We start from the raw sequence: 9183 nt of genomic DNA, 5'->3' as shown, positions 1-9183 counted from the left end.
CTGCCAGCCTTCCGTGAAGGGCTGTCAGTTAGCCACCAGAACTGGAACCTGAGAGGTGGGGCAGGTCAACCCGTCACCCGATCGTGCAGCAGACCCGTGTGCATCGTGAAATTGCAGGTCATGGGTCTGGTGTGCGCGGACCTCGGGATGCTCGGGCTGGTCGTGGGCGTGTGACTTCCGTCGAGATCGTGGTCAGCGGCTTCACGTCCTCCGGGAGAGCGCAGGCATGCGGGGCCGGGGCGTGAAGGGCGTGCTGGATTTCAGGTCCGTCCGCAGTGCGGCTGCTCCTACGACTACCGGCGGTGTTGCAGGCGGGGCAAGAGGCGTGCGGGCGTGTCAAGTTGGCGGATGTGTGGATCGGGGGAGCTGGGTGCCGTTGGCATGCGTACCGACACCCCCATCACCACCATTAGTAGTATTGATGTTGCTGTGCGTATCCGAAAGTCTGGGTGTGCTCGCGGTCGGCCGTGTGGCCGAACCGTCTTCCTTGCTCACTGACGAAGGGCGGATGCTGAGTGCTGGGTGACCGGAATGCTCTGGATCGGGCTGGGATTACCGATCCGGTGCTGCGGGAGGCGTACCGGCTGTGCGGGCGGTTGCTGGTGGCCTGCGACGGGCGTGCTCATTGGGCGGGCTCGTTGCTGCTGCCGACGGACAAGCGGCCACACGCCTGGGCCCTTTACGCGTTGGCCCGGTGGGCGGATCAGTTGTTGGACAGCGGCGACCCTCAGGAACGCGCCGGCAGGTATGAGATGTGGCGGCAGCGAACGCTCACGGATCTACGCCGCGGCCAGTTCACCGATCCGCTGGGACAGGCGTTCGCCCACACCGCGGAGGTGTACGAGTTCGCTGTCGATGATGTCGAGGCGATGCTGGCCGGCTGGCTCGCGGATCTGGAGGTGAGCCGGTACGCGACGTGGCAGGAGCTTCGGAGTTACATCGAAGCGATCCTCGGGCCGTTCGGACGCATGGTTCTGCGGCTGATCGAGCCGATCAGTGCTCAAGCCGACGACGCCATGGCCGAGCTGGTTGTGGCCTTGCAGCTGACGAACTTCGTTCGGGATATCGGGGAGGACATCCACATGGGTCGGGTCTACCTGCCAGCCGAGGACCTGCAGCGTTACAACGTAACCGTTGATGAGCTGCGCGCGGCTCGGCCCACGCCTCAACTGCGCGGCCTGGTCCGCTTCGAGGTGCAGCGTGCCCGCGAGCTGTTTGCCCGCGGGGTAGAGGTGGCTGAGCTGGTCCATCCTCGTTGCAGGCCGTTCGTGTGGGCGGTCATCGAGCACCACCGCATCCTGCTGGCCGAGGTCGAACGGCGTGGTTACGACGTCTTCACCCGACCGGTGAGTCTGGGTGGGCGAGGGCTGGCCGCGCTCGCGTGCCAGTTGGGGGCCCGATCATGGTTGAGGACTGTGCGAGTGCCAGGCGCGCAGCAGTGAGCACCCACGCGCGAGCAGCAGCTGCGTACGGCGGATCCTGGCGCTGTCATTGTCCGTAGCGGCGGCAGCAGGACGCGAAGTGATCGAGTGCCTGCTCGAAGTGGCGTTCGTCGAATCCGGGCCAGCCTGTGTCGCAGAAGTAGAGTTCGCTGTAGGTGGACTGCCAGGTCATGAAGTCGGACAGGCGTTGTTCACCAGAGGTGCGGATGATGAGGTCCGGGTCGGGAAGTCCGCGTGTGTAGAGATGACGGGCGAGCATGTCTTGGGTAAGTCCGGCCTGTGCTTGGGTGATGCCCCCTGGGGTGGACAGCAGCTCTTGCAGGGCCTGGAGGATCTCCTCTCGTCCGCTGTAGGCGAGTGCGATGTTCACCGTCGGCCCGCTCACAGCTTTGGTGAGGTCCACTGCGTCTCGCAGCTGCCGCACGATCTGCGTGTCGAGCAGATCGATTCGGCCGATCAGCCGGATGCGCCAGTGCTCTTCCCGGGCGAGCTGCTGCAGTGTCTCGGCCACCGCCCGCAGACTGGCGGCGACGGAGTTGTCCTTGCTCCGCAGATTGTCCAGGGACACCGCGTACAGCGTCACGACACCGATTCCTGCGGCGTCACACCAGCTGAGGAACTGCAGGGCCCTGTCACCTCCCTGCATGTAGCCCCAGGCGGATTCGCGGTCTGCGGCTTTGGCCCAGCGACGGTTCCCGTCCAGGATGACCGCGATGTGCCCGGGCACCGGGCCGCGGCGGCCGACGGGCCGAGGAGCATTCCGGCAGCTGAAACAAGGCTCCACAATTGCCCGCCCTCCCAGACGGCAGAACACAAAGGCACCGTCATCGTAGGAGCCGTGATCAGGCGCATGGCGATCAGCTCAGACGCTCCTGGCGCGCGCCAGGAGCGCGTAGAAGCGTGAGGAGCGCCTCCACCGATCCCGCACCACCAGCCTGACACCGACCGCCAACTCGCTCGCCACCGACGGCAGTCGCAGCACGTCACACGGCATGACAGGCTGGCCGCCCAACACCCATGAGAAAGGCCGGCCCGAACACAGATGAAGAGCCATGCCCAAACCGCCTTGGAGCGCGCCGCCGGCCACCAGAAGCGATTCGACTTGTCCTTCGAGAAGTACTTCGCCGAGCTCGCCAGTGACCTCAACGGCTCGGGGCTGGGCCGCTTCACGCCCCGGTGTCTGCAATTGCTGGCGGAGTTGTCGCTGCGCGGCGGGAAGCGGATCCGCATCACGCTGCTCTACGAGGCGGCACGTCTGGTCACGGAGGACGAGGTATCGGGACTGCTGGAGGCCGCACTGAGCCTCGAACTGCTCCACAGCCACGCACTCATCCTTGACGACATCATCGACGACTCGCCCGTGCGCCGCGGCGGCCCCTCGACGCACTACGCGTGCCGCGAGGACCTCCCGGACAACCCGCAGACCGCGATGGGACTGGCCATGATGGTGGGTGATCTCGCCGGTTTCCTGGCCCTGCGCGTGCTGTTCCAGGCAGACCTGCCCGCCGATCGCAAGCAGGCCATGCTCGACGTCCAACTCGGCGTGACGACGGATACCATCATCGGCCAGATCCTCGACCTCGAACGCGACGTCACCCCCTCAGCTGATGAGGGTCTGCTGGAGACCGTGTGCGAGTACAAGACCACCCGCTACTCCATCCTCGCCCCCCTGCGCCTGGGCCTGCTGGCCGCGGGCGAGGACTTGGCCGAGCATGAGGAAAGCCTGCGCCGCTACGCCACGCTGGCCGGCATCAGCGGCCAGATGCGTGACGACTACCTCGACCTCTTCGGCGACCCGGACGTCACCGGCAAGCCCATCGGCGCCGACCTGCGAGCCGGCCGCCTCACCTACCTGGTCCGTGACCTGCTCGCCGCCACTGACGCGGACCAACACAGCACCGTCAAGGCCGCTCTCGGCAGTCCCGACTGCACACCGCAAACCATCGACCGTATCCGCGATATCGCCTACCGCCACGAAGTGCACAACCGCCTGCAAGCAGCCATCGACCGGTACGCAGAAGCCGCCTCCGCAGAAGCCGCGTCCTGGCGCCGGCACTGGCGTGAAGAAGCCGTCGCCGTCTTCGAGCACATGCCCTCCTGGAACACCCGGAGGACTCGGTAGTCCCATCTGTCCCCCGCCCGATCGGATGACACGACGACGCAGACGTTGACACGGCGTGTCTGCCCTTGCCCCCCAGCCGTTGAAGACGCGCCGGATCGAGGGGGAGGACGGAAATGGAAGTACGAGGACTGCGGCACGCCTACGGCCGACGCGACGTCCTGCGCGGCATCGACCTGGACCTGCAGCCGGGCAGGCTGTCCGGGATCGTCGGCGAAAACGGCGCCGGCAAGTCGACGCTGCTGAAAATCCTGGCCGGTGAACTGCGGGCACAGCGCGGCACCGTCCGGCACCCAGGCCGCTTCGGCTACTGCCCGCAGGAAGTGGTCCTCAACGACGCCCTCACCGTCCGCCAGCACCTGCTGTACTTCAAGGCGGCCTTCCGACTGCCCGACCTGAAGCACGCAGAAGAGGTCATGGACGTGCTGCGCTTCACCGATTACGCCGACGACCGTGCCGGAGTGCTCAGCGGCGGCACCCGGCAAAAGCTGAACCTGACCCTGGCCCTCATGCACGACCCGCAAGTCCTGCTACTCGACGAGCCGTACCAGGGTTTCGACTGGGACACCTACCAGCGCTTCTGGGACCTGGCCGCTCGCCTTCGTGATGCCGGCCGCTCCGTCCTGGTCGTCTCCCACCTGGCCTATGACATCGAACGCCTCGACGAGCTCTGGCGCCTGGAGCGTGGCGTCCTGCGCCCGTACGAAGCGGCGGCGGCATGAGTCGACGCCTGAAGCTGTATACGACCGCTGCCCGATACGACTTGGTCGAGCACAGCCGCAACCGTTTCGCCATGCTGCTGATTGCTCTCTACATCCCGCTGTGGATCTCCCTCGCATACGTCGCCATCCCTGACCGGGCCGCGCCTCTCCACCTGCGCTCCACCGGACAGCACCTGGCACCAGCCGGTAACGAACTCACCCAGATCACCGGCGCCATCAACGCAGTCACCCTGATCACGGGCTTCATGATGTTCGCCGCCACGTTCACCGGCCACCGCTTCGACCGCCGCCTGGCCATGGCCGGCTACCCCCGTGTCCACCTCATCGCCGCCAAGGCCACCTCTCTCACCCTTACTTCCGCCTTCATCGCCGCCTACGCCGCTGCCGTCACCTGCCTCTCCTGGACACCCAAACAACCCCTCCAGCTCGCCGCCGCCCTCTTCTGCGCCGCCATGACCTACGGCGCCATCGGCGTCATCCTCGGATCCGTCCTGCGCAGGGAGGTCGAAGGCATGTTCGCTCTGATCATGATCAGCGTCATCGACGTCCTGCTGCCCAACCCCCTGTGGAGCTCTGGGGCCGACAGCTCCCTCATTCGCTTCCTGCCGTCCTATGGAACCTCCCAAGCCGCCACAGCCGCGGGCTTCTCCACCACCCCGACCCCTGGCCATCTCGCCATCGAGCTCATGTGGTTCACCGGCGCAGCGCTCCTGGCCCTCCTCACCTTCCACCGCCGCACCCGCAACGTCCACCACAAGGAACAGCGAGCTGCACTGAGCTGGCGATGGAGACCCACCAGCACCATGGCAGCCCCCCGTAAATAGCTGAAGGATGAGGTCATCCTGTATGCGCTGGGCTCAGCTGCGGCTGGAACTGCCGTGAGGCAGCAGGTTGCCGCTGTTGCCGCCAGCGCGGCCCCTAAGTGGTCGGCGCTCGAAGTCCTTCGGGGGTTGATCATGCGGTGAGACGGGCGGAGGATTCTTCCTGCTGATCGTGTGTGTGTCGGTCGAGCCTGGTCAGCAGGTCGTCCAGGTCGGAGGTGGTGAACCTCCACTGGAATGGCTGTGCCGTGGCGTTGTAGCGGTCTTCGAATGCTCGGAGCCGGTCCCGGACCTCGCTGAGGTCCGTGAAGTCGTTGGGTGAGACGACCTTGCGCTGGACGATGGAGAAGAAGATCTCGATCTGGTTCGTCCAGGAGGCGTGCACGGGGGTGTGGACCATGACAGCGTTCGGAAACGCCCTGGTCAGGCGATCTATGGCCTTCTTCCCTCGGTGGGAGGAGCCGTTGTCGACGATCCAGAAGACGCGTCTGGCACTGGCGTAGGGCTCGGTGGCCATCACCTGGGTGACCAGGTTCATGAAGGGCACGATGCCTGTCCTGGGTTCGCAGCGGCCAAAGACACGGGCGCGATGGACGTCGTAGGCGGCCAGGTAGGCCAACGCGCCGCCGCGGTCGTATTCGTGGTTGACGCGCATCGCCCGGGCCTGCCCGGGTGCCAGGGTCGGGTGGCAGCGGCAACGTGCCTGGATGGAAGTCTTCTCGTCCGCGGAGATCACGTACTCGTCCTCGCCCAGCGGGACGCCATCGAAGGTGCGGGCGTACAGATCCAGCACGCGTGCGGCCTTGGGCCGAAAGGCGGGGTCGCGCACGGAGACCCAGGACCGGTACTGCCAGGGCTTGAGCGCGTCCTGTTTGAGCCAGCGCCGCACGGTGGAATTGGAGATCGACCCGGCGATGGACTGGGCAACCACCTCCCGGGCCAGCTCCGGACACGACCAGCGCGACAGCGGCGCTCCGGTCCCGGCGGGTAACTGACAGACCAGCGCCTTGACCTCGGCAACCTGCAGCGCGGTGAACGAGACCGGCCGGCCGGACCGCTTGCGGTCGGCCAGGGCAGGCAGACCTCCAGCGGCGAAGCGGCCCCGCCAGGTACGCACCGTGTCCACGTGCAGCCGCGTCTGCACTGCTATTCGGGCGTTGGGACACCCTCGGGCCGCCAATAGCACGAGGGTTGCCCGCTGCCGAGCCTGATGCGGGGTCTTGTGCCCGTAAGCCATCTTCTTCAGCCGGTGGCGCTCAGAGGCGGTCAGCACGACGGGCACGGCGGAGGCAAGGGGCATGGGCGGAAAGCGACCGATCCTTCGGGGCAACAGAGAACGAGCCGGCACCAGGCCGCACCCGTCTCTATATCCTGCGACGTCATGGCAACGGCCCCGAGTTGCCGAGGAAAACCGTTCGGCCGCCCGACTTGCCTCAGGCATGATCGACCCGTGGACACCTACCTGGAGACCGAGCGCCTGGCCCTGCGCCGCTTCACTGCCGATGACGCGAACCTGCTGATCGAGCTGGACAGCGACCCGGCCGTGATGCGCTACCTGACCGGCGGCAATCCGACCGCGCCGGAGCTCGTCCGCGATCGCTACCTGCCGAAAATCCTCGCCGCTACGAGAAGTGGGGCGGCGACCTCGGACTATTCGCCGCGCACGAGAAGGACAGCGGCGCGTTCATAGGCTGGTTCCACCTACGTCCCGAGCCGGAAGGCCCGCTGGACGAAGCCGAACTCGGCTACCGGCTGCGGCAGGCGGCATGGGGCAAAGGTTATGCCACCGAGGGCTCGCGGGCCTTGCTGGGCAAGGCGTTCACAGAGCTCGGTATGCGCATGGTCTGGGCTGCGACGATGTCCGTGAACCACGGTTCGCGCAACATCATGGAGAAGCTCGAAATGACGCTCGCGGACACCATCCCCACCCCCTCCGACATGGAGATGATCGAGGGCTCCGAGCATGAAGGCGTACGGTACGAGATCACCAAGGAGCAGTGGGAGCAGCAGTAGCCACGGTGCGAACGACTGTTCTGCATCCACGCCCTTCGGAACCGGTAGGTGGACGGCAGGAGTCGTACCAGGTTGAACCCGAGGCCCGCCACGGACTGTTGGTCACCGTCAACGACCCCCCTTACTGGGCGATCAGCGACTGGGCCGACAGCAGTAGCGGGGGCGCTGACACGGCGGCCCTACCCTGGCAGCAGCCTCGCTCTGCAACCAAGACACCCGGACCGGTCTCGCCACAGATCCTGTTCTGGGGCCAACCCCCGAAAGAGTTCGACCGCCGACCACTAAGCCTCGATCCACCGACGTGGTTTCGAAGTGATCTCCGATGGTCTGCGGGGCGGGTTCTGGGCTTTCGGCTGGGCCGTGGGCAGGGGGTATCCGCTGGTCTGCCCAGCTTTTCCACAAGTTCAGCCCCGGTTGGGCCCTGGCGGGCGGGTGGACGATGAATCAGCCTGTTTCGGGTGGGGCGTGGACGGTGTCGAACAACTGGGTCCAGGCGCCTTGCCATGGCCATCGCTGGGGCAGGTGAAGCTTGACGCGCCGCCCGGACCGCGCGATCCGGGCGGGGACATGGATCAGGTGGCCGCGGAGGCCGGCGGTGCTGGCCTTGGCGTGGAAGAGGGAGGCCAACGTGCCTGCAGCGCGCAGGAGGTTGTGGGTGATGGCCCACAGGATGAGCCATGCGGCGTTGGCGTTGAAGTGTGCCGACGGCAGGTGGGCCAGGGGTCCAGATTTGCCATCGGCGATGGCCTGTTCGACTATCGCGTGCTGCCGGTGCTGCGCCTCGGCCTCTACGAGGGGTGCGGGGTTGTCGGTGAAGACGGGGTGGTAGCGCCACACGGGGAACAGCTCGCCCTGCTCACCCACGATGGCAGGCTTTGCCAGGTCGCGGACCCGCCGCACGATCAGGCGCGCGGTGACCTGCTCGGCCTTCTTCCGCCCGGTGAAGGCCGTATACGCGGGGATCTCGGCGATGTCGGCGTCGTAGATCACCTCCCCGGTGTCCGGGACTACCACCCCGGTGGGGTGGCTGATCTGCTGCCAGGCGTCGTCCCCGATACCGGCGATGGCCTTCCGGACGGAGGGATTGGTGCCCGTGACGACGGAGAAGCGGGCTCCGCGGCGCCGGCAGGCGGCGATGACGTCGGCGTTGTAGAACTTGGAGTCCCCGCGCACCAACAGCGTGCGGGAGCAGCCGGCTTCACGGGCGGTGGCGATGGTCTCGGCGATCAGTTTCGGTGCCCCGCGGACATCAGCCGACCGGCCCTGCCGCAGCCTGACCGCGGCGATGACCGGACGCGCCGTGGGAGTGGAGATCGTGGCCAACAAGGGGTGCAGAGTGCGTATCCCCTTGAACCTGCCGACCTGCGCTCCCTGTTTCGCGCGGCCGTACACCCGCTTATGGGTGGAGTCGATATCCACAAAGGCCAGGTCCGCGGCTCCGGGCAGCAGTGGAGTGCGTGCAGCAAGGCGGGCCAGGAACTTCCGGTGGGCTGCGTGCAGTTGGAGGGTGTGACCGTGAGTGAACATGCGCAGGAACGTACCCAGCGTCGAGGGCGCACGGATGCCGGAGAAAAGGGCCGGCATCGCCCCGTGCCGCAGCCGGCCGGTGTCATCGATGCTGTCCGCACCGGCGCACAGCGCCGCCACCAGTGACATCACCTTCGCCATCGGATTCGCCCCGCCGCTGTTGTCCGCACCCTTACTGATCATTTCAGAATGAGGTGCGCAGGCGTCTCAAGCAGATGATGCTGCAGGCGAGTTCGAGGAGTCCTTGGTGGAGGTCGGCGCGTATCTCATAGCGGATGCGGAGGCGTTTGAACTGATAGAGCCAGGCGAAGGTGCGCTCTACGACCCAACGGGTCTTGCCCAGGCCGGAGCCGTGCGGGGTTCCGCGGCGGGCGATCTTCGGTGTGATGCCGCGCTTGCGGATCAGGCGCCGGTACTTGTCGAAGTCGTAGCCGCGGTCGGCGAACAGCCGTCGAGGCCGGTGCAGTGGGCGGCCGCGCAGTCCCCGAATGTGGGGAATGGCATCCAACAGCGGCATCAACTGGGTGACGTCGTGCCGG

Annotated in this window: 8 protein-coding genes and 1 pseudogene; 5 read left to right on the top strand and 4 right to left on the bottom strand. The window is 66.5% G+C overall.

Going from position 1 to position 9183, the window contains the following annotated elements:
* Nucleotides 1-515: 515 nt before the first annotated feature.
* Nucleotides 516-1442 carry a phytoene/squalene synthase family protein gene (locus tag ACO1BR_RS43280; protein ID WP_426800616.1) on the top strand — a complete coding sequence of 309 codons (927 nt, stop codon included), beginning with the start codon at nt 516-518 and terminating at the stop codon, nt 1440-1442.
* A gap of 46 nt (nt 1443-1488) precedes the next feature.
* Here ACO1BR_RS43280 and uppS read toward each other — a convergent pair whose 3' ends face one another.
* Nucleotides 1489-2169, bottom strand: coding sequence for a polyprenyl diphosphate synthase (uppS, locus tag ACO1BR_RS43275; RefSeq protein WP_426800615.1), 681 nt, complete (start codon nt 2167-2169; stop codon nt 1489-1491).
* Between the two features lie 315 nt (nt 2170-2484).
* Between uppS and ACO1BR_RS43270 the strand changes: the two genes are divergently transcribed.
* The 3 genes from ACO1BR_RS43270 (at nt 2485) to ACO1BR_RS43260 (ending at nt 5107) form a co-directional block, all read left to right on the top strand.
* Nucleotides 2485-3564, top strand: a complete 1080-nt coding sequence (locus tag ACO1BR_RS43270) for a polyprenyl synthetase family protein (protein ID WP_426800614.1) — start codon at nt 2485-2487, stop codon at nt 3562-3564.
* Nucleotides 3565-3677: 113 nt separating this feature from the next.
* Nucleotides 3678-4283, top strand: coding sequence for an ABC transporter ATP-binding protein (locus tag ACO1BR_RS43265; protein ID WP_426800613.1), 606 nt, complete (start codon nt 3678-3680; stop codon nt 4281-4283).
* Nucleotides 4280-5107, top strand: coding sequence for an ABC transporter permease (locus ACO1BR_RS43260; RefSeq protein ID WP_426800612.1), 828 nt, complete (start codon nt 4280-4282; stop codon nt 5105-5107). The genes ACO1BR_RS43265 and ACO1BR_RS43260 overlap by 4 nt, the downstream gene beginning before the upstream one ends.
* A 130-nt stretch (nt 5108-5237) precedes the next feature.
* Here the strand turns inward: ACO1BR_RS43260 and ACO1BR_RS43255 are convergent, their stop codons facing one another.
* On the bottom strand, nt 5238-6404 hold the full coding sequence (locus ACO1BR_RS43255) for an IS630 family transposase (protein ID WP_426800611.1): 1167 nt from the start codon (nt 6402-6404) through the stop codon (nt 5238-5240).
* A 150-nt stretch (nt 6405-6554) separates the two neighbouring features.
* Between ACO1BR_RS43255 and ACO1BR_RS43250 the strand changes: the two are divergent.
* Nucleotides 6555-7117, top strand: a pseudogene (locus ACO1BR_RS43250) (GNAT family N-acetyltransferase).
* 444 nt (nt 7118-7561) lie between these two features.
* Here the strand turns inward: ACO1BR_RS43250 and ACO1BR_RS43245 are convergent.
* Together ACO1BR_RS43245 and ACO1BR_RS43240 are read right to left on the bottom strand one after the other, a co-directional pair.
* Nucleotides 7562-8827, bottom strand: a complete 1266-nt coding sequence (locus ACO1BR_RS43245) for an IS1380 family transposase (protein ID WP_426800610.1) — start codon at nt 8825-8827, stop codon at nt 7562-7564.
* Between the two features lies 1 nt (nt 8828).
* A partial coding sequence (locus ACO1BR_RS43240; protein WP_426800609.1) for a transposase occupies nt 8829-9183 on the bottom strand: 355 nt, incomplete at its 5' end.

Origin of the sequence: Streptomyces sp. YGL11-2 (assembly GCF_050054615.1) — a bacterium.
In the GTDB taxonomy this organism is placed as follows: Bacteria; Actinomycetota; Actinomycetes; order Streptomycetales; family Streptomycetaceae; genus Streptomyces.
The sequence above is the reverse complement of the archived record's forward strand: the minus strand, read 5'-3'. Positions and strand labels throughout refer to the sequence as shown.

What these genes read in the sequence shown, in the direction of transcription:
- ACO1BR_RS43270 (WP_426800614.1), top strand. Translation starts at nt 2,485, where the DNA reads ATGAAGAGCCATGCCCAAACCGCCTTGGAGCGCGCCGCCGGCCACCAG.
- ACO1BR_RS43265 (WP_426800613.1), top strand. Translation starts at nt 3,678, where the DNA reads ATGGAAGTACGAGGACTGCGGCACGCCTACGGCCGACGCGACGTCCTG.
- ACO1BR_RS43260 (WP_426800612.1), top strand. Translation starts at nt 4,280, where the DNA reads ATGAGTCGACGCCTGAAGCTGTATACGACCGCTGCCCGATACGACTTG.
- ACO1BR_RS43255 (WP_426800611.1), bottom strand. Translation starts at nt 6,404, where the DNA reads ATGCCCCTTGCCTCCGCCGTGCCCGTCGTGCTGACCGCCTCTGAGCGC.
- ACO1BR_RS43245 (WP_426800610.1), bottom strand. Translation starts at nt 8,827, where the DNA reads ATGATCAGTAAGGGTGCGGACAACAGCGGCGGGGCGAATCCGATGGCG.